Source organism: Parendozoicomonas sp. 2304DJ65-17 (assembly GCF_058148445.1).
The window spans coordinates 51,869-72,858 of record NZ_JBYVJV010000008.1 but is presented as its reverse complement, the minus strand read 5'-3'; the positions used below and the strand labels follow the sequence as shown (position 1 = coordinate 72,858).

At 50.4% G+C, this 20,990-nt stretch carries 17 protein-coding genes; 14 read left to right on the top strand and 3 right to left on the bottom strand.

The window, feature by feature from the left end:
• Positions 1 to 23: 23 nt before the first annotated feature.
• Entirely contained in the window at positions 24 to 905 is an 882-nt protein-coding gene (locus ACY2RR_RS18300; RefSeq protein WP_490109622.1) for a hypothetical protein, read from the bottom strand.
• A gap of 101 nt (positions 906 to 1,006) precedes the next feature.
• The gene (locus ACY2RR_RS18295; protein WP_490109621.1) at positions 1,007 to 2,323 is read right to left on the bottom strand and encodes an alanine racemase; all 1,317 of its coding nucleotides are present in this window, start codon (positions 2,321 to 2,323) and stop codon (positions 1,007 to 1,009) included.
• A gap of 148 nt (positions 2,324 to 2,471) precedes the next feature.
• Here ACY2RR_RS18295 and ACY2RR_RS18290 point away from each other — a divergent pair, with 148 nt between their 5' ends.
• The 4 genes from ACY2RR_RS18290 (at position 2,472) to ACY2RR_RS18275 (ending at position 7,219) form a co-directional block, all read left to right on the top strand.
• Complete coding sequence (locus ACY2RR_RS18290; RefSeq protein WP_490109620.1) at positions 2,472 to 3,725, top strand: valine--pyruvate transaminase; 1,254 nt, start codon at positions 2,472 to 2,474, stop codon at positions 3,723 to 3,725.
• 264 nt (positions 3,726 to 3,989) lie between these two features.
• Positions 3,990 to 5,366 (top strand): amino acid permease, encoded by a 1,377-nt coding sequence (locus ACY2RR_RS18285; RefSeq protein ID WP_490109619.1) that lies wholly within the window; start codon positions 3,990 to 3,992, stop codon positions 5,364 to 5,366.
• A gap of 139 nt (positions 5,367 to 5,505) precedes the next feature.
• Entirely contained in the window at positions 5,506 to 6,042 is a 537-nt protein-coding gene (locus ACY2RR_RS18280) for a hypothetical protein (protein WP_490109618.1), read from the top strand.
• A 535-nt stretch (positions 6,043 to 6,577) separates the two neighbouring features.
• The gene (locus ACY2RR_RS18275) at positions 6,578 to 7,219 is read left to right on the top strand and encodes a hypothetical protein (RefSeq protein WP_490109617.1); all 642 of its coding nucleotides are present in this window, start codon (positions 6,578 to 6,580) and stop codon (positions 7,217 to 7,219) included.
• 51 nt (positions 7,220 to 7,270) lie between these two features.
• Here the strand turns inward: ACY2RR_RS18275 and ACY2RR_RS18270 are convergent, their stop codons facing one another.
• Complete coding sequence (locus ACY2RR_RS18270; RefSeq protein WP_490109616.1) at positions 7,271 to 8,674, bottom strand: YfcC family protein; 1,404 nt, start codon at positions 8,672 to 8,674, stop codon at positions 7,271 to 7,273.
• A 603-nt stretch (positions 8,675 to 9,277) separates the two neighbouring features.
• On the opposite strand from ACY2RR_RS18270, the gene arcA reads away from it, so the two are divergent.
• The 10 genes from arcA to ACY2RR_RS18220 all read left to right on the top strand — a co-directional run bounded on the left by arcA (position 9,278) and on the right by ACY2RR_RS18220 (position 20,963).
• On the top strand, positions 9,278 to 10,498 hold the full coding sequence (arcA, locus tag ACY2RR_RS18265) for an arginine deiminase (protein ID WP_490109615.1): 1,221 nt from the start codon (positions 9,278 to 9,280) through the stop codon (positions 10,496 to 10,498).
• A gap of 151 nt (positions 10,499 to 10,649) precedes the next feature.
• Positions 10,650 to 11,651 carry an ornithine carbamoyltransferase gene (argF, locus tag ACY2RR_RS18260; RefSeq protein WP_490109614.1) on the top strand — a complete coding sequence of 334 codons (1,002 nt, stop codon included), beginning with the start codon at positions 10,650 to 10,652 and terminating at the stop codon, positions 11,649 to 11,651.
• 314 nt (positions 11,652 to 11,965) lie between these two features.
• Positions 11,966 to 12,904 carry a carbamate kinase gene (gene arcC, locus ACY2RR_RS18255; RefSeq protein ID WP_490109613.1) on the top strand — a complete coding sequence of 313 codons (939 nt, stop codon included), beginning with the start codon at positions 11,966 to 11,968 and terminating at the stop codon, positions 12,902 to 12,904.
• Between the two features lie 347 nt (positions 12,905 to 13,251).
• Complete coding sequence (locus ACY2RR_RS18250) at positions 13,252 to 14,634, top strand: V-type ATP synthase subunit B (RefSeq protein WP_490109612.1); 1,383 nt, start codon at positions 13,252 to 13,254, stop codon at positions 14,632 to 14,634.
• 3 nt (positions 14,635 to 14,637) lie between these two features.
• Complete coding sequence (locus ACY2RR_RS18245) at positions 14,638 to 15,288, top strand: V-type ATP synthase subunit D (RefSeq protein ID WP_490109611.1); 651 nt, start codon at positions 14,638 to 14,640, stop codon at positions 15,286 to 15,288.
• 14 nt (positions 15,289 to 15,302) lie between these two features.
• Entirely contained in the window at positions 15,303 to 17,099 is a 1,797-nt protein-coding gene (locus ACY2RR_RS18240; RefSeq protein WP_490109610.1) for a V-type ATP synthase subunit I, read from the top strand.
• Between the two features lie 2 nt (positions 17,100 to 17,101).
• Entirely contained in the window at positions 17,102 to 17,548 is a 447-nt protein-coding gene (locus ACY2RR_RS18235) for an ATP synthase subunit C (RefSeq protein WP_490109609.1), read from the top strand.
• A 31-nt stretch (positions 17,549 to 17,579) separates the two neighbouring features.
• Complete coding sequence (locus tag ACY2RR_RS18230) at positions 17,580 to 18,254, top strand: hypothetical protein (RefSeq protein WP_490109608.1); 675 nt, start codon at positions 17,580 to 17,582, stop codon at positions 18,252 to 18,254.
• Positions 18,255 to 18,354: 100 nt separating this feature from the next.
• Complete coding sequence (locus ACY2RR_RS18225; protein ID WP_490109607.1) at positions 18,355 to 19,047, top strand: DUF2764 family protein; 693 nt, start codon at positions 18,355 to 18,357, stop codon at positions 19,045 to 19,047.
• Between the two features lie 68 nt (positions 19,048 to 19,115).
• Positions 19,116 to 20,963, top strand: coding sequence for a V-type ATP synthase subunit A (locus ACY2RR_RS18220; protein ID WP_490109606.1), 1,848 nt, complete (start codon positions 19,116 to 19,118; stop codon positions 20,961 to 20,963).
• The last annotated feature ends 27 nt before the right edge of the window (positions 20,964 to 20,990 follow it).

The following is a 20,990-nucleotide window of genomic DNA, read 5'->3' as shown; positions in this document are numbered from 1 at the left end:
AAATCTAAGAATAAGCTTGAGCGTTATCCTTGGCTATCATGTTGCCAAACAATACCCAGCGCCTTTTCGTCAATGACATCGCGCCAGGGGAACTCCTGATCTTGTTGTACTTCATAGAGGTGCTGAATCATCACCTGCAGGCCAGTACGCATTCCGCCATCAATATCACTGTTACAGCGGAAGAACTCTTCGCCAAGCTGGTAACCTTCTTTCCAGAAAGGAATCGCATCTTCCACTCGTCTTACCAGCTGGTGTACAGCAACAGCTTCACCCCTGTCCCGAAGACGGGTTTCCAGAGTACGGAGATAGGCAAGCATAACTCGAGGGTCACGGGCACAACGCTTTTCCACCCACTCAATCGTTCTTGAACGACACTCTAACATACGGGCTGCAGTAATTTGGTCGCTGGAGAAAAGTCCGGAGTTCCAGAAGTCGCACAGCGTAACTGGAAGAATGGCAGGTTCACCGGGTACTCCGCGCAAAGTCTGGTTCAGAATATCTTCAACTAAATCCCGGGACAGGGTGTCAACTCGCCAGAGCGCTTCCTGACAAAGTTCATCTGTGGATAGATTCACCAGAGACTGGGCCTGCTCAATCTGCCAGTGCCGAACCTTGTTGAACACACTGCCGGTTCTTATAAACCCTTTCTTCGAGTGGTACTGAAGCAGACCAACAGCCATTAAAGCCAGATCGGCACGCACCTCTGCCTCTCGAAGCGAGCACTCATCAGCGGTTTGCATCAGGCGTAAACGTTCGTGCACCAGACCATGCTCCAAGCTGGCCATAGTCCGCCGTGTCTGCCACCGGTTGGACAGGCTTTCCAGCGGAAGAATATTCCCGGAGAAACCTGCAGCAAACGAATAATATCCGGGATTGAAGCCTGCGGTGTTCCCCAGTCTCTCCATGACCATGCACTCCCTGCATTTGAATTCCGTTTCGGTAGAAAGTTATCGGCTTCCCAGAAAGATTCTTGTCAGGAGAATGAGGAATTTTCAGAAAAATCCGTTTATTGCCCCTCACCTTCCAGCGCTCTGGCAGGATACTGCTGCAGCACCGGCCATTCACCGGTAACAGCCCCGCTTCGCAAGACCCTGAGAGCACCAAACTGCAGCATCACAAACTCGCTCTGTGAGGGTCTTAGAAAGATATAATCATCCACTTCCAACTCATTGGGAGTATTAGATGTCAGCAGCTCCTGGTTGGTACTGCGCCCGTATACTGGGTTTATTCTCAGACCTTTGGGTGAACACACTCGAGCCATCCACCAGCCACCGTAAGTAAAGAAAGATGTTTTGCCCTGTTTGGAAAAGACCGAAAACAGTGGTTTCAGGGCTTCCAGATAAGGAATAGTCAAACCATCCAGTTTTTTCAGCACTCGGGTTGCTATAAAAAGTGCAGGCTTATGGTCGGCAAGGGAAGGGATATCGAAATCAGCCGCCTTCACAAAGGCTGATCCTATGGTAATGTCGTTATAGCCACCCCAATCATTCTGAGTGTTCATCTGGTAAGTATAACTTCCTGCCCCATTCAGGCAGAGACCTTCATGCCAGAGGCTTGGCCACTTATGACGCAAATGTCTGGTAAAACGTTTGAACCGCTTTGCAACATTCGCCTTTTCTTTTTTGCGGGCTTTGTCTCCTCCGCAGGGAAAGGCCGGAGCCTTGGCAATATGAGCGTCATAACCCATCAACCCAGAAAGCCTGATGAAATCACGATTATGGGCAAGCAATAACAGCATCTCATCAAACTGCTGCAGGTTACCCACACCCCCCCGGTGAAGTCCCACATCTACTTCAATACTGATATTAAGAGTCAGTTTTTTGCTCTTGGCTACCTCACAATATTCAGAGAGCCGTTCGCAGGTATCAACCAACCATTGAACCCGCCTGAGCTCTTTTATTTCCTGAGGCTCGAGTCGATCAAGAAAGTCTTTGAACACTGCCACCGGAAATGGTTTGCCAATCAAAATGTCGACCTTGGGAAAATAGCGCAGGAGCTGCAGTGCAAAAGGACTATGAAACGCCATGATCCGCCGGGTGCCAAGTTTCCCCATCAAGTATTCAATCAGCTTCAGGCTAGGCAAAGATTTCGCGGCAATGCGCACCAGTGAGGTATCCCCCAGATGTTTTTTTACCATTGCGATGTTGTGATCCACCCTGTCCAGATCCACCAGAAGAACCGGGTAGCCGGGCTCCTCATCACGCAGCAAACGATTCAGGGAAGAGAAATACTGATTATGGGGAGCACCACTATTTTTACTTTGCAGGAGGCGAATTACTCCCACGATCAGAACCACTAGCAGCACCCAACCAACAACAGACATGCATGACTCCCGCAAAAAGCTCCAAAGATAGACTTTTTTCCCAAATTCGTACGGATTCCCAAAAAACCTTTCTACACAGTAAAATAGGGTTATAGAAGGCCTCCAAATAAGAGGTCATTGTGAGCACTCAACGCAAATCGGGAACACCATGAAGCTGTCCAAGTTCGGGGAGAAATTTACCAGCCATTCAGGAATCCTGTCGTTAATGGATGACCTGGGTAACGCCCTGGCAGATAACGACCATATGATTATGATGGGCGGGGGGAATCCTGCGCATATCCCTGAAGTGGAAGATGTCTTCCGCCAGCGGCTCCAGCGCATTACTGATTCGCAGTCTGAATTCACCCGTTTTATCGGCACATACGATCCGCCTGCGGGAGATCGTGCCTTTTGCCGTGAACTGGCTGCCATGTTGAAACGTCGCTTCGGTTGGAACTTAACGGAACGCAATATCTGCCTGACCCATGGTAGTCAGACAGCCTTCTTTATGCTGTTTAATATGTTTGGCGGGGCCGACAACAATGGCCGCAATCGTCGTATCCAGCTGCCTATGGCTCCGGAATATATCGGTTATACCGACAGTGGTATTGCAGAAAACCTGTTTGTTGCGGGCAAACCCGACATTGAAGAGATTGATGCCCATACCTTTAAGTATCACGTTAACTTCAGCAATATAACTGTTGATGAAGATACCGCGGCTTTCTGTGTATCCCGGCCAACTAACCCGACTGGCAACGTTCTCACCGATCAGGAGATAGAAACACTGGATGGCCTGGCAAAACACCACGATATCCCCTTGATCATTGATGGTGCCTACGGCCTGCCGTTCCCAGAACTGATTTTTACCGAGGCCACGCCCTACTGGGATGAACACGTTATTCTCTGCCTGAGCCTGTCCAAGCTGGGGCTTCCGGCTCTGCGTACAGGTATCGTTATTGCCAGTGAAGAAGTGATTTCAGCGGTATCGGCCATCAGCGCTATCACCAGCCTTGCTCCCAACAGTGCCGGATGCCTGATGGTGAGTGATATGGTGCGGGATGACAGTATTATCAGCCTCAGCCAGAACATTATCCGCCCCTGGTATAAAGAACGGTTAACCTTTGCCCAACAAGAACTGCACAAGCAACTGGGCAGCCTGCCATGGGCTATGCATAAACCTGAAGGGGCAATGTTCCTGTGGTTGTGGTTCAAGGATCTGCCGGTGACCAGCCTGGAGCTGTACGAGAGATTGAAAAAGCGTGGCGTGCTTGTGGTTTCCGGCCATTACTTCTTCCCTGGAATGAAGGAAGACTGGCCCCATAAGAATGAATGCTTACGTGTAACTTACACTCGTGATCAGGAAACCGTACGAAAAGGAATATCCATTATTGCCGAGGAAGTACGCAACCTCTACCAGCAGTAATTTTCGCCACCAAAAGTAACAATAAAAGCAGGAAACCCTGTTTGCAGCGGGTTTTCTGCTTTTAATAGTACATAAGCCCGCCGAAGCACCAAGTCATCCGAAAACCCGCCAAATTTACAAACATTAAAGACATTGCCATAGGTAATTTACACATACGGATTCGTCGCTTCCCATATAGGAGCCCCCCCAACAAATAAATAGTATTGACACGGTTTTTACAAAATACCCTTCCAGATGACGCAAAATTTATCGCTCGGGAACGCAATGGACACTTCAAAAACGGACTCTTCAAAAGTTAAGAAGGGTAAACTTGGTGTCTGGATGTGTTCGGCTCTCGTGGTCGGAAATATGATCGGCTCAGGCATCTTCCTTCTGCCGGCAACACTGGCCAGTTATGGCACCATAAGTATTGGTGGCTGGCTGTTTACCGGAGCTGGAGCCATATTACTGGCCTTGGTCTTCTCCAGGCTGAGTCAGTTACTCCCCTCAACCGGTGGCCCGTATACTTATTGCCGAACAGGTCTTGGTGATTTTTGTGGATTCCTGATTGCCTGGGGTTACTGGATAGGACTCTGGTCTGGTAATGCCGCGATTGTTGTGGCCATGGTGGGTTATCTGGGGATATTCTTCCCTGTTGTGGTAGAGAATCCCATTATCGGTGCCGGCGTTGCCATAAGCACAGTATGGATTGTTACCTGGATCAATTGCCGAGGTATTAAATCAGCCGGCACCTTCCAATTGATCACCACCATTCTCAAACTTCTCCCCCTCGGCCTGGTTACTCTCTTTGGCCTGTTTAAGTTAAATCCCGATAACTTCACATCATTCAACACCAGCGGAACCGGCGATTTTGCGGCCCTGACCAGTGCTGCATCCCTGTGTTTGTGGGCATTCCTTGGGCTGGAATCAGCCACAGTACCGTCCGATGATGTTCATGAGCCGGAGAAGACCATTCCCCGCGCAACAATTCTGGGCACACTGTTTTCCGCGATTCTTTATATCATCGCCACAGTTTCCCTAATGGGCATGATTGATCCAGCCTCTCTGGCAGCATCAACGGCACCCTTTGCAGATGGCGCCCGTATTCTTGTTGGTCCAATTGGAGCCATGGTTGTTGGCGTTGGTGCAGTTATCTCCTGCCTGGGTGCGTTGAATGGCTGGACTCTGATGACCGCCCAAATCCCTATGGCCGCGGCCCGGGACGGCTTGTTCCCGGCCGCATTTGGGAAACTGTCCAAGAAAGGATTGCCTGTCATCGGGATACTGATTTCATCAACGCTGGTAACTCTGCTGGTTGTAACAAACTTCAGCAAAGGTCTGGTGGGTGCATTTAACTTTATTATCAGCCTGGCTGTTATGACCACCCTGCTCCCTTACACCATGTCTACCGTTGCCAAACTGGTGATGATGCTGGGTCGAAAGAGTAATGATGGTCTGCCCATGCTGAGCACAAAGGATGTTGTAATCACATCTCTGGCATTCCTTTACTCCTTGTGGGCTCTTGCCGGCAGCGGGCAGGAAACGGTTTACTGGGGCTTCCTGCTGCTGATTGCTGGTCTGCCAATCTATATCTGGATTGAGTATCAGAAGCGAAAAGATAATCCACAGCCATTTACAGTCTCTCAGGCAGAAGTTCTGTAAAGCTCTCTATCGTTTGTCACAAAGCCGCTGCCTTCCAGCGGCTTTTTCTTTTTACTGGTAAGAGTCGAATCCTTAAGTCAGCTGGATTTTCCGGGAATCCCCTTCTAACTTTCAGCAATCGTCCGCCGAGGATTCTTTAATGAAACGCCTGCCTTCCTCCGCCCTTATTCTGAGCGGCTTACTCTTAGGATCAGTCGCTACTCTGCCCCTGTCGCCTGTTGCTCTGGCTGAATCCGCGACCAAAGCAACCAACACCGACAACACACTCAAGCTCGAAAGAATCATCAGTATTGCCCGTGAGAAACAACCGACTATGCGGGTCATCAATACTTTTGAATCGACTTTTCAGGGCAAAGAAGTTGACCAGGTTTTCTACTTTCTCCCGAAAGACAAAACCACCCGGATCATGACCGTTGACTCTCTATCAGGAAAAGTTCTCGAAGATCGTCCCTACAGCGTTCCGGAGAAAAGAACCACTATTCCTCTGGAAACACTGTTGAGCCAACTGCGGGAAAAATACAGTATTCAGAAAATCATCCGTACCAGAACTGCTCAACAGGATGGCCGGGACGTTCGCATTATTATTTACGTGGATAAGCTGAAGCAGCAGCGGCTGATGATTGTTGATACCAAAACCGGGGAAGTTATATCCGATAAAGCCCGAAAGTTATCCTGAGCCGAATTACCTACCCTTCTGAAATCCCCGCCAATGCGGGGATTTTTTCTTCCAAAGTCACTATCCAGGGCGCCCATCAGACTACGACCTTGGTCTAATAGCGAATGCCTGAGATTTGCTCATACTTAGAGTCATTAAAAGTTAACTCAAATCAACAAAACATTAGCAACCGAAGCTAACAAGGTGGATAGAAACAGATGAAAGCTTCGGTTAGCAAAGTCTCAACGCCTCTGGCGAAGAGTATGCAGCGCTGCACCGCTGCATAAAAAGAGTGACAAAGGTATAACAACCTGCGTTATTCACCTGAAAAGCGGCTGGATACGACCTCCCTCCCTTAGCGTCCAGCCGCTTTTCACCTTTTCCATTACTCCTTCATTTTTATTCTCCAATAGGCCGACTCCAAGCCCTGCTTGCATTATGCACTTTCCTGAAACATCGGATTCATAAGTAAGACCAAGGTTCCATACATAGAAAAAGAAAACAAACCAATACTTAAATCAATAAAAGTTAATCGCACACATATAAGGAGAACGATATGGAAAGCATCGAAATGAGAGCACTGGGAAGATCTACTTCTGTAGAAACCGTACAACCAAAAGCTCAGGAAGAGTTTGTTGCTGATCTGAACGGATACAAAGTATCTGTAACTGCAAACAACGCACCTCACATGAGTGCCCTCTGGTCAGCAACTGACGGAGTGACCTTTGTTCCAAGCCGCGACGAAGTAACAAAAGCCATTGGTCATTACAAAGTAACTCTGATGGACAAAATCCACCTATTGGTCAGTGAGTTCAAAAGAACTCTTAATCTGGTCAAAGCGTGCAAGGCTGCATACCACCATACGGCTCTGAACTCACTTAAGTTTGATCTTGTAAAATGTCGCAGTGAAGCTGAAGAGTCTATAGAAGAAATCAAGAAGCGCACCAGAACTATGAAAGAGGACGGTGTTACCCTTCCCGAAAGTCTATCTGCTGAAGCCCGAGAGGCACTTCTGGTTAAGGTGAATAAAGAACTGGAATCTCTACCAGAAGAGGATACTGAGAGAGCCAAGATTCTTAGGACTCTCAGAAATGGATTGATTAAGATCAGTGCCTTTGTAGGATTCTGGGAAGACGACTCAAAAAAAGCAGTGACTTTAGCAACAGCTATACAAGAGCTTGCATCAAAGCAGAAGTAACGATAATACCCCGAACCGACTCAGGTTCGGGGTATTAATTTGAACAGATGTTTAAGCCACAGCACCAATACTCAGAATAGCCATCAGCAACACACTCAAAATAATCAACAGCGGCCAGACAAAAGAAAACCATTTATTGTAAGACACCCGACCAATTGCCAGCCCGCCCATAACAACACCGGAAGTAGGCGTAATGAGATTCACCACACCACTGGCTGATTGATAAGCGGTAATCACCAGATCCCGGCCAACATTCGAGAAGTCTGCCAGCGGCGCCATAATCGGCATGGTTAGTACCGCCAACCCTGAAGTTGATGGAACAAAGAAAGACAACACAATCTGAATCCAGTACATCACATTAATAAAGGCAATGGATGACAATCCGCTGACCGCCTGTTCTGCCCAGAACAAAACTGTATCTGTAATCATCCCGCCATTCATCACAATAACAATGCCACGGGCAATACCAATAACCAGTGCAACCCCCAAAAGATCAGCAGCACCTGCAACAAACGTGTCAGTAAATTCTTTTTCACTCAGTCGCCCAACAATACCCACAATAATGGACATCACCAGAAACAGAGCCGACATCCGAGCCATCCACCAGCCCTGGGATGACACACCCCAGATCATGATTCCGAATGCCACTAGAAACAGAAGAAGAATAATTTTTCTCTGGCCGTTTAATTCAGGAGCCTCTCCTTCACTGGAAGAGAGAAAGTGATCTTTATTGGACTGTTGCATACTGGCAACAAGAGACGTGGAAGGATCTTTGCGCACTCTTTCGGCGTAGCGCATCACATAAACAATACACACCAGCAAACCAATCACGTAAATCACCAGTCGCAGGTTAAGACCTTCGGTGAATGAAATACCCGCCGCATCAGAAGCAATAACAGTAGCAAATGGATTAACGGTTGATGCCAGAGTGCCTATACCGGCGCCAATCATAATAACGGCCACAGCGGTGAGGGCGTCATAACCCGCCGCAATCATCACCGGTAATAATAAAAGGTAAAAAGGCAGAGTCTCTTCCGCCATCCCGTAGATGGTCCCACCAAGAGAGAACACAAACATCAATATGGGAATCATCCATTTCTCTTTCCCCTGCAGCCCTGACATAGCTGCGGCAATACCAGCATCAATCGCCCCGGTATGAGTCACAACAGCCAGAAAGCCCCCGATAAATAATACAAACAGGGCGACGTCTATACCGTTAGCTTCATAAGTATCCGGGTTATAAAAGCCTGCGACAGGTGCCAGCACTACATCTTCAAAACCCTGGGGGTTTGGATCCACCTCATGATAAGTACCGGCAATCGGCACATCTTTACCAATCGCTTCATCAAGCCGGGTGTCGTACTGACCGGCCGGGACTATCCAGGTCAGGATGGCAACAAAGATGATAATGGCGACCAGTATTGTGTAGGCCGAAGGAAAGCTGAACTGCTTCATAACAGAAACCCTGCCCTGAATTGCCGGGAAACCGGGAGGATCAAACTTCCAATAACCACCAACTATTAAAACGTCGACAGACGTATGCTTGCCCGGTTTCAGAGTGAGCCTTGTTATAGTCGAAGCGATGAAATTTTGCACAAAACAGGAGGAAGAAAACGCACAGGAAATAGCCAGATAAAGCTATGACCCAAATCAAACGAATCTCGCAAAATCACACACCATCCGTAGTAAGCCCATTATTTTTAAACACCCCTCTACTTTTGTTTATATTTTTTACAAATCCGTCAATTTTAGTAGTCTATGATCTAGCCAAATCCGCAGCGAATTACGTATTTGTGCGCAATGCCAAAAAAAAACGGCATGGCTAATCTATGCACCACAAAACAGGTTTGCTTATAGCCGTTCAGAAACGCTAATGTGAAACTGCCAGTGCGGCATAAATGAAAGCCGAACAAGAACTGACAGTCATATCAGTTACCCACCGTCAGGTATGGCAGCCACTACTAGAATAGTGGCATGCAGGACAGGGAGATCTGAGCGACATGGTTTACAAACAACCGTTCAAACAACCCTGTTCATTTTCTAAACAGGAGATCTGTAATGTCCCGTTTTTACGTCGGCTCTGAAGTTGGTCAACTGAAAAAAGTTCTGCTGCACCGTCCAGAGCTGTCCCTGCGCCGTCTGACTCCAACTAACTGTGAAGACCTGCTGTTTGATGATGTTCTGCGTATCGAACAGGCTGGCGCTGAGCACGATGCATTCCAACAGGTTCTGCGTGACCAGGGCGTTGAAGTATTCCTGCTGCGTGATGTTCTGGCTGAAACTCTGGCCAACCCAGAAGCAAAAGCATGGGTCCTGGATCGTCAGGTAAACGAAAACCGTTACGGTGCCACCCTGGCTCGTGAAGTTCGCGCCTACTTCGAAAGCCTGACCAATGTTGACTTGGCTTCCCACCTGATCGGCGGCCTGACTGTTAACGAACTGGATTCTACTTGTGGCAGCCCGACTCTGGGCATGATGAACCAGACTGACTTCATCCTGGATCCAATCCCTAACCACCTGTTCACCCGCGACACGTCCTGCTGGGTATACGGCGGCGTATCCGTAAACCCAATGGCTAAGCCTGCCCGTAAGCGTGAAACTGTGCACATGCGTGCCATCTACAAGTTCCACCCAATGTTCAATGGTGCAGACTTCCACACTTACTACGGCGACACCGACCAGAACTACGATCTGGGCACCATCGAAGGCGGCGACGTACTGGTTATCGGTAAAGGCGCTGTACTGATCGGCATGTCCGAGCGCACCACAGCACAGGGTGTTGAAAACTTGGCTCGTTCCCTGTTCAAGACTGGTCAGGCTACCAAGGTTATCGCTCTGGAACTGCCTAAGGCACGTAGCTGCATGCACCTCGACACCGTGTTCACTCACATGGATGTTGACTGCTTCACCTACTACCCAGACATCATGAAAGGTAACAACTGCTGGGAACTGACTCCTGGCGACAACGAAGACATCGTCTTCACTCAGGTTAAAGACGGCTTCACCAACTCCATCGCCCGCGCTCTGGACCTCGACTCCCTGCGTATGATCCCAACTGGTGGTGACGTATTTGAAGCTGAACGTGAGCAGTGGAACGACGCCAACAACGTTCTGGCCGTTAAGCCTGGTACCGTTGTGACTTACGAGCGTAACGTTTACACCATTGAAAACATGCAGAAGGCCGGTATCGAAGTACTGACCATTCCAGGTGAAGATCTGGGCCGCGGCCGCGGTGGCGCTCGCTGCATGAGCTGCCCAATGGAACGTGACGGCATTTAATAACTGCTTCGCACAGCATGACCCGGCCTGTAGGATATGCACTATAAAGTTCATACAGGCCGACTGTTTTTCTTCCTGCCGACTTTTCGGCAGGAAAGTTTAAAATCGCGTTTTTACAAACGTTAATCATCTTGTAATCAGGATTATTATCATGGCTTTTAATCTGCGTAACCGTAGCTTCCTGCGTCTGCTGGACTTCACCACCCAGGAAATCCAGTACATGCTGGACCTGTCCCGTGACCTGAAGCGCGCCAAGTACGCTGGCACCGAACAGCAGCGCATGAAGGGCAAGAACATCGCCCTGATTTTTGAAAAAGCTTCCACCCGTACCCGTTGCGCCTTCGAAGTTGGCGCTATGGATCAGGGCGCAAACGTAACTTACATCTCCGGCGGCTCCCAGATGGGCAAGAAAGAGACTGTAAAAGACACTGCTCGTGTACTGGGTCGTATGTACGACGGTATCGAATTCCGTGGCTCCAAGCAGGTTCACGTTGAAGAACTGGCTGAGTTCTCCGGTGTACCAGTATGGAACGGCCTGACTGACGAATGGCACCCAACCCAGATCCTGGCTGACATGCTGACCATGGTTGAACACGGTCGTGGCAAGCAGCTGCACGAAATGAAGTTCTGCTACCTGGGCGACGGCCGCAACAACATGGGTAACTCCCTGATGGTTGGCCTGGTGAAGATGGGTGTTGATTTCCGCATCGCCGCTCCTAAGGCTTACCAGCCTGAAGCATGGCTGGTAGAAGAGTGCCAGAAGATCGCTGAAGAAACTGGCGCCAAGATCACCCTGACTGAAAACGTTGACGAAGCCGTTAAAGACTGCGACTTCCTGTACACCGACGTTTGGGTATCCATGGGTGAGCCTGCCTCCGCTTGGGATGAGCGCGTTGCTCTGATGAAGCCTTACCAGGTGAACATGGACGTGATCCGCAAGACCGGCAACCCACACGTTAAGTTCATGCACTGCCTGCCAGCATTCCACAACGAAGACACCACTGTTGGTGCTGAAGTTGCTGAGAAGTACGGCATGAACGGCCTGGAAGTAACCGAAGACGTATTCGAATCCGATATGTCCATCGTGTTCGATGAAGCGGAAAACCGCATGCACACTATCAAGGCCATCATGGTTGCCACCCTCGGTGACTAAGAACTGGGCGGCCAGTAATGTCTGATAGTTCGGTTTAAACCGAAATCGAAAAGAAGGAGGCGAATGCCTCCTTCTTTTTTTTGCTCCCTCGCCTTTATTGACTATATACACATCAATGTTTTGTCTTTGAGTTCAAAAACTTGTTCAAAGTCAACATAAGTGTTGACCGGTTATGACAATGTTGAGCGCTCAGAATAAAAGACTCTACGAATAATGAGGGTGCTGCAGGAAGCTGCATCGTTCACCAACTGTACTCAGCCAGAATACTCTGCTCCCAGCATGGAGCGAGTAATGGCTTCAGAAGGAATCGGAACATGCTTGTTGTAATGGCCTTGGGCGGAAACGCCATACTCCAACGCGGCCAACCACTGGAAGCACACATCCAGCGAGAAAATATCCGCACAGCCGCAAGGTCTATCGCAGCTGTTGCCAAACATCATCAGGTGGTTCTCACCCACGGCAATGGCCCCCAGGTTGGCTTACTTGCACTTATGAACGAAGCCTATGAAGAGGTAAATAATTATCCTCTTGATGTTCTTGGCGCACAAACTCAGGGCATGATTGGCTTTATGTTCGAGCAGGAACTGCGCAACGAGATGCCCGGTAAAAAAGTTTGCACAGTATCTACGCAAACCATTGTTGACCCAGGTGATCCAGCCTTTGAAGCCCCCGACAAATTCGTTGGTCCCGTATATACCTATGAAGAAGCCCAGGTTATTAAAAATGCCAACCCATCCTGGGTTTTAAAAGAAGACGGCAATTACTTTCGCCGGGTTGTGCCTTCCCCACAACCAAAAGAAATTCTCGAACTGCCATCACTCCGTCATATTGTGGCCTCTGGCGACATAACTGTTATCTGTGGTGGTGGCGGTGGCATTCCGGTACGTAGAGATAGCGAAGGAAAACTCCATGGTGTAGAGGCTGTTGTCGACAAAGACCGCGCCTCCAGAGCCCTCGCTGAAGGCATAGAAGCCGACGGATTAATCCTATTGACAGACGTACCGGCAGTAGAAACGAATTACGGTCAGCCGGACTCCCGCAAAATAAAAGAGTGTACACCGCAGGAGTTTGAGGCTTTTCCGTTTGCGGCTGGCAGCATGGGTCCTAAGGTAGAATCCGTATGCCATTTCGTCAGGGCAGGTGGTAAATTTGGTGCCATCGGAGCGTTGGATTCTGCGGAAGACATACTGACTGGCAAGTCAGGAACCTTTGTTAAGGTGGATGTCCCAGGCGGAATCACATACTACGACTAAATACGCACCGACATGCCTTTACTCTATCGCATACATAACCCGCAGAACTTGGCTTTGCGGGTCAGCCGTATTGCGTGCTGTATTCATTTACAGCCGCCAAAGCACTGTACTAACGATGTTCCATGTTGATTGACCTGGAGTCTGATCAACAGGTGAACCCCATCGGGGTTTATCCACAAGCGTACAGCCGTCTACTGGAGCACCAGCACAACACCAACAGGTGTCATTGCTGTTATTCCATCGTACCGCCATGAGCGAAAAAAACTGCTGTGTGTTTTTGGATATACGCCCGGTGAGCACGGTGCGTCTGTTTATCCTCGATTCCGTTTTCAGGACAGGAAACAAATATGTCCCAGAGCCTAATACGCTATACCAACATCCTCAGTATTGTGGGTGATATTATCCGGGTGGAAGTTCCCAACCTGGATGGCGCTCAGTCACAGGCCCGTAATGGTGACCTGGCCCTGATTGAGCAGGATGGCCAGCCATACTCCATGGCGCAGATCATCAAGCTGAAAGGCAGCGAAGTTTCCCTGCAGGTTTTTGCCGGCACCAAGGGACTTTCTACCACAGCTGCAGTCTGCTTCCTGGGTGAACCAATGCAGGCTACCTACTCCCCTAACATTCTGGGTCGTATCTTTAACGGTGCCGGTGAAACCATCGACGGTGGACCAGCACTGGATCAGGAGCCCAAGGTTGTTATCGATGGTCCTTCCGTAAACCCAGCCCAGCGTGTTCTGGCGTCCCGCATGGTACGTACTAACGTTCCCATGATCGACGTATTCAACACCCTGGTTGAATCCCAGAAGATCCCCATCTTTTCCGTATCCGGCGAACCTTACAACCAGTTCCTGGCTCGTATCGCGATCCAAGCCGAAGCTGACGTTGTAGTTTTCGGTGGTATGGGTCTGATCTTCGACGATTACCACTTCTTCAAAACTGAGTTTGAAAACGCGGGTGTATCCTCCCGTACCATCATGTACTCCAACCAGGCATCTGATCCGACTGTAGAACGTCTGATGATTCCTGATCTGGCTCTTGCCACTGCTGAACACTTTGCAGTAGAAGAAGGCAAGAAAGTACTGGTACTGCTGACCGACATGACTTCCTACGCTGACGCGATGAAGGAAATCGGTGTAGCAATGGACAAGATCCCTGCTAACCGTGGTTACATGGGTGACCTGTACTCCCAGCTGGCCAAGCGTTATGAAAAGGCTGCCGACTACAAGGGCGCTGGCTCCGTAACCATTCTGGCGGTAACTACCATGCCAGGTAACGACGTGACCCACCCAGTACCAGATAACACTGGTTACATCACTGAAGGTCAGTTCTACCTGCACGACGGCGTACTGGATCCATTCGGTTCTCTGTCTCGTCTGAAGCAGATGGTTATCGGTAAGGAGACCCGTGAGGATCACTCCCAGATCATGAACACCATGATCCGTTTCTACTCCGATTCCGTGAATGCGAAGCAGAAGCAGGCCATGGCCTTCGAACTGTCCGACTATGACCTCAAGACCATCAAGTTCGGTGATTTCTTCCGCGAGCGCTTCATGGCTCTCGACGCAGCAATGCCTCTGGAAGAAGCTCTGGATACCTGCTGGCAGACTCTGGCGGAGTGTTTCACTCCCGAAGAAACGCTGATGAAGCAAAGCCTGGTTGAGAAGTACTGGCCTGCCAATGTTCAGGCCAAGGTCAATGCCGAGGCTGTAGCTGCTGCGGAGGCCTAAACCATGGCCACCAAAATATCTCTGAACAAGAGCTCGCTCAATAAGGAAAAAGCCAGCCTTAAAACGTTCAACCGTTACCTGCCTGCGCTGGAACTGAAGCGTCAGCAGCTGATGGCCGAACGCAAAAAGGCGGAAGAGGCCCTCAAAGAGGTGCACGACCGTATTGAGCGTATCGAAGCGGATATCGCCGCACAGCTGCCTATGCTGGCCTGTGAAGATATCAACATCGATGATCTGGTTAAGGTGACCAACGTGGTTCTGACCGAACAGAACATTGTTGGCACCAGCGTTCCCCTGCTGGAACGTGTTGAGGTGGAAGTGAAGCCATACAGCTTCCTGACCAAACCTCACTGGGTCGACTTTCTGGTTGAAAAGCTGAAAGAGATGGTTGAACTGTACGTTGAAAGCCAGGTGCGCGAACTGCGTTACCAGGAAATCAGCGCCGCAACCAAAACAACTTCTCAGCGGGTGAACCTGTTCTCCAAGGTTTTGATTCCTAAGACCAAGCAGAACATTGCCAAGATCAAGATCTTCCTGTCCGACCAGGATCGGGCTGGTGTTGTAAACGCCAAGATCTCGAAAGGCAAAATGGATGCCGCGGAAGCGCTCATGTTGAAAGAGCGCGCAGCTGCCAAAGCCGCCGCGGCCAGCTAAAGGAGAGGACGTGTATGAGTATTAAAGCGCTCAAAAAAATCACCCTCTACGGGCTGGCCAGTGAAAAAGATGCTCTGCTGCGCGGGCTGCAAAGTCTGGGCTGCATGCACCTGATACCACTGACAGAAGCTCAGAGTGGTGAAGGCGAACTGACCGAACCTCAGTCTGCCAAAGACGCACTGAACTGGCTGACCAGCTGCCCAACCAAGCGCCGCGAAGCCAAAACTGCTGGTGAGCAAACAGCTGACTCTATTGTGGCCAGCGTTCTGGATAACAAACTCCAGCATCGCCATGCCTCTGATGAACGTGACGCACTGGTTAAGCGGATTCAGGAAGTTCGCCCCTGGGGTGAATTCTCCTTCCCAGACCTGAGTGACATGGCCAATGTCCGCCTGTGGTTCTATGTCGTACCACAGAAAGACATGGAAGCTGTTAACGCTTTAGAGCTGCCCTGTGAAGTTGTTCACCGGGATAACAAGGATTGCTACGTTGTGGTTCTTTCTGAAGAAGAACCTGACGCAGAAATCCTGCCGGTTAAGCGCTCTCACGTAGGTGAGCACTCTCTCTCTGAACTGGAAGAGATGCTGGAAGCAGCAGAAATGCGTCTGGAAGACGTCCAGGGTGAACGCGAAAGTCTGACTCGCTGGATCTACATCATCGGCCAGGCGGTTGCCCGCTTTGAAGATGAAAAAGTTCTGGCAGATGTCAGCAACAGTGTTCTGGACGAAGACCAGTTCTTCCTGCTGTCTGGCTGGATGCCAGCCGACCGGGAAGAAGATGTACGCAAGTTTGTTGATGCTCAGCCTGCAGCGGTAACTATTGAAGAGCCAACTGAAGACGACGTGCCCCCCACTCTTCTGGAAAGCCAGGAGTCTACCGGTGGTGGCAGCGAAGCCTTCAGCTTCTTCCAGGTTCCAAGCTACCGGGCATGGGATCCGGGCAACATGGTGTTTTACTCCTTTGCCTTGTTCTTTGCCATGATCATGAGTGATGCCGCTTACTGTGCGATTTTCGCCGGCATTATCTTTATGAACCGCGGCAAGCTCAACGCTAGCACTGGTGGTATCCGCCTGAAGAACATGGGTTACTTCATGTCTCTGTTGGGTGTGGTCTGGGGTGTTCTGATCGGCAGTTACTTTGGTGTTTCTCCTGACGAAACCTCCCTGCTCGGCAAGATCGCATTTATCGATCTGAATGACTACGGCGCGATGATGTCACTGTCTATCGCCATCGGTGTTGCTCACCTGGTGATTGCCAACTGCATGAGTGCCTGGGTGAATCGTCAGCGAAGTACAGCTCTGGCCCCTCTGGGTTGGGCACTGCTGATGGGTGGTGGTCTTGGTCTTTATCTTGCCAAGAGCAACTACCTGCCAGTGTTCTTTGCCGACACAGCAGGTCCTGCACTGATGATTCTTGGTGCGGTTCTGATCTTCCTGTTCACCAGTGAACGGAAAATCACCGGTATCGCAAGTCTTCTGCTGCGCATACTCGATGGCCTGAAAGGTGTCTATAACGTCACCAGTGCTTTTGGTGATGTTTTGAGCTACATGCGTTTGTTTGCTTTGGGTCTGTCCGGTGCTTCTTTGGCCATGACCTTCAATAATCTGGCAACAGATGCCCTGAACAGCAGCCCGGTAACCGGTGTTCTGTTCGCTGGTTTGATCTTACTGCTTGGTCACGTACTGAACTTCGCACTCTGCATCATGAGTGGCGTGGTACACGGTATGCGTCTCAACGTTATTGAATTTGTTAACTGGGGTATGTCTGACGAAGGCTACCCATTTAAAGCGTTTCGTAAACAAGAGGATTGAAAATGGAACAACTGATTATTGCTCTGGGCTGGGTCGGCGTATTCGCACCGGTTGCACTGGGTGCTGTTGGTTCTGCTATCGGCTGTTCTGTCGCTGGTCAGGCTGCCTGTGGCGCTATGCTGGACGTTGAATCCGGTTACGGTAAGTTCGTGGGTGTTTCCGCGATGCCTTCTTCCCAGGTTATCTACGGTATCGTAATCATGTTCACCCTGTCTGGCCTGGGTGTAACCATGGCCACTTCAGCTGGCCTGTTCGGTATTGGCCTGCTCACTGGTATTGCCCTGATGTACTCCGCCATCTACCAGGGTCAGGCAGTTGCTGCATGTATCAATGCTTCCAAGAACAAGCCTGAAGTCTTCGGTCTGTCTATCGCTCCTGCTGCTATCGTAGAAGGCTTCGCGGTATTCGCCTTCGTATTCGCACTGGTTCTGGGTCAGGCAATCGCCTGATCCCAGCCATTAAGAATTAAGAGGGATACTGATGAGCGTTACTAACGAACAAATCTCAGTAGGCGTACAGCAGCTGATCGAAAAACTGCGCAGCCAAGGCGTTAGCTCCGGCCGCACAGAAGGCGAGCGCCTGATCGAACAGGCTCGCGAAGAAGCTGCACGCATCGTTGCTGAAGCAAAGAAGGAAGCTGAGTCCATCACTTCCAAGGCCAGGAAAGAAGCTGAGTTCACCGTAAAATCCGGTGAAGAGTCTCTGGAACTGGCTGGCCGCAACGCGGTACTGGAACTGAAAGCCTACCTGATGGAGAAATTCTCCAACCGTATTGGCGAAGCTGTTTCCAGTGAAATGCAAGACCAGGGCATTCTTCAGAACATGATTCTGGAAGTTGCCGGTCGCAGCTCTCTGAAAGCTGAAAACAACATCGCAGCTATCCTGCCAAGCAAGGTAGTAGGTGTTGACGCCCTGCGCGCTAACCCAGAAGAGCTGAAAGAAGGCACTCTGGGTTACTTTGTAGCCCGCAACGGCATGGAAATGCTGAAAGACGGCGTAACCTTTGAAGTCAGCGAAGAGCAGAAGTCCGGCGTGACTTTCCGCTTGAACGACAAAAACATTGAGGTGGAACTGGATGATGCAGCAGTGAGCGAAATGCTGCTGAAGCATCTGCAGCCCCGCTTCCGTGCGCTGCTGGAAGGTACTATCAAGTAACCATCCGCTAGGTAAGGTTGCATTCTGTTCGGGAGCAGCGATCCTGCCTCCCGAACAGTCTCTGTAAAGCAGTCTTTGAACAAACGCAACGGAGCAAGTCATGGCAGAAAATGCCTATTACACCTTACTGACTTCGCTGCCTCATATTGACTCCTTGTTCAGCAGCAAGATCACTCCGATCTCCCGCTTTCAGCTCGACAAACGTTTGTCCATGCTGAACACCGCGGACCAGCAACGTCTGGTAGCGATCGAAAACCTGCTGCACTGGGATCATCTGGGCGACGATGTTGACGAAACCGCCTTGATTCGTCAGGCCGAGCGCGCCCGGGCAACTCTTGGAAGTCAGGCTCTGAATGACCTGATCGACTGGCGCCTGGACATGCGCACTATTATTGCGGCCCTGCGCAGAAAACACGCAGGTCAGCAGGCGCCAACCGTTCCCAAGTGGAGCTATGGTACTCGCTACGAATACATCCGCAGCCACTGGAATTCACCCACTCTTGGTCTGGGAAGTGCGTTCCCATGGATCCCAAAGGTGAACGAGTGTCTGCGCAACGGTGAATGCGTCACTCTGGAAAAGATTCTGCTTCAGGCCGTTTGGGAACACTTGAACCATTTGGCCATGAAGCACCGCCACGATTTTGAAGCCGTCGTTATCTACGTACTGCGCTGGAATCTGGTGGCTCGGTGGACAGCCTACGACACTGACAAAGCCCGGGTTCGCTTCCGCACCCTGATCGAGAACAGTCTTGGTGACTTTAAAGATCAGCTGCCTGCAAGTGACCGTACTTAAGCGAGCCTTTCGTAGCCACTCTGAAGTGTGCTTTTCGTAAACGAATTGGGCGAGGATTACAGAAGATTATGAGCACTGATTTTAAAAGCAAAGGTGAGACAACTGCCACAGCCCGAGTGGTTGCGGTAAATGGTGACATTCTCACCATTGAAGCGGCCAGCGATGAAACTCGTCTGGTCAAGAACGAAGTGGTCTACGTGGCTCCCAGCCGCAAAGAAAACGAAGACCTCGACGAAAAACTGATGTCTGAAGTTCTGCGTGTAAACGGCCGCAGCGCAGATATCCAGGTTTTCGAAGACACCAGCGGCGTAGGTGTTGGTGACGCGGTTTATCAGTCTGGCGAGCTACTGTCTGTAGAACTCGGCCCTGGTTGTCTGAGCCAGATCTTTGATGGTCTGCAAAACCCACTGGAACGTCTGGCCCAGCTGCACGGCACTTTCCTGAAACGTGGTGTTCAGGTTGAAGCTCTGGATCGTTCCAAAGAGTGGTCTTTCGTAGCCACTGCCCGCGTTGGCGACAAACTGCGTGCTGGTGAAACTCTGGGTACCGTTCAGGAAGGCCGTTTCACTCACAAGGTCATGGTTCCTTTCAACCAGCGTGGCACCGTGACTGTTCAGTGGATTCAGGAAGGTACTTTCAACGTTGATACCGTTGTTGCCCGCGTTGCTAACGAACAGGGCAAAGAGATCGAGCTGAACATGATTCAGCGCTGGCCGGTGAAGCAATCTATTGCTGAAACTCTGGGCCGCAGCGGTAAGACAGCTCGCCAGTTCCCTTCCGAGCCTCTGATTACTCAGCAGCGTCTGATCGACACTTTCCTGCCAATCGCCCGTGGTGGCACCGGCTGTATCCCTGGCCCATTCGGAGCTGGTAAGACTGTGCTGCAGCACACTCTGTCCAAGTACGCTTCCGTTGATATCGTAATCGTTATCGCCTGTGGTGAACGTGCCGGTGAGGTTGTAGAAACCATCACTGAATTCCCTCAGCTGTCTGACCCAACTGGATCCGGCACCCTGATGGATCGTACCACCATCATCTGTAACACCTCCTCCATGCCGGTTGCGGCACGTGAGGCTTCCATCTACACCGGCATGACTCTGGGTGAGTACTACCGTCAGATGGGTTACAACGTTCTGCTGCTGGCCGACTCCACTTCCCGCTGGGCACAGGCGATGCGTGAAACCTCCAACCGTTTGGAAGAGATTCCAGGTGAAGAAGGCTTCCCGGCTTACATCGACTCCGCTATCAAGGGTCTGTACGAACGTGCTGGCGTTATCACCAACGAAGACGGCGAAAGTGGCTCCATGACCATGATCGGTACCGTATCTCCTGCTGGTGGTAACTTCGAAGAGCCTGTGACCCAGTCCACTCTGGCGACCGTGAAGTGCTTCCTGGGTCTGTCTTACGACCGTGCCTACAAACGTTTCTTCCCGGCTGTAGATCCACTGATCTCCTGGTCCCGCTACCTGGAACAGCTGGCTCCCTGGTACAAAGAAAACATCTCCGAAACCTGGGTTAGCGACGTTAAGGAAATGCAGAGCCTGATCGTAACTGGTGAAAGCATCAACCAGATGATGCAGGTAACCGGTGAAGAAGGTGTCACTCTGGCTGACTACGTGACCTACCAGAAAGCACTGTTCCTGGACATGGTCTTCCTGCAGCAGGACGCTTTCGACAAGATCGACGCGGCCTGCCCAATGGCACGTCAGCAGTTCTGCTTCGGCCTGATCGTAGACATTGCCCGCAACCAACTGCAATTCAGCGACAAGAAAGAAGCCCGTGACTTCTTCGTGAAGCTGACTGGTCTGTTCAAGAACCTGAACTACGCACACTTCGAATCCAGCGAGTACAAAGAGTACGTTGCTAAGATCGAAGAACTGCTGGGCGAGTTCAAGTCTTCTGCAGAAGCGGCATAATCAGCTAACTCCTTTAGCTGTTAAACA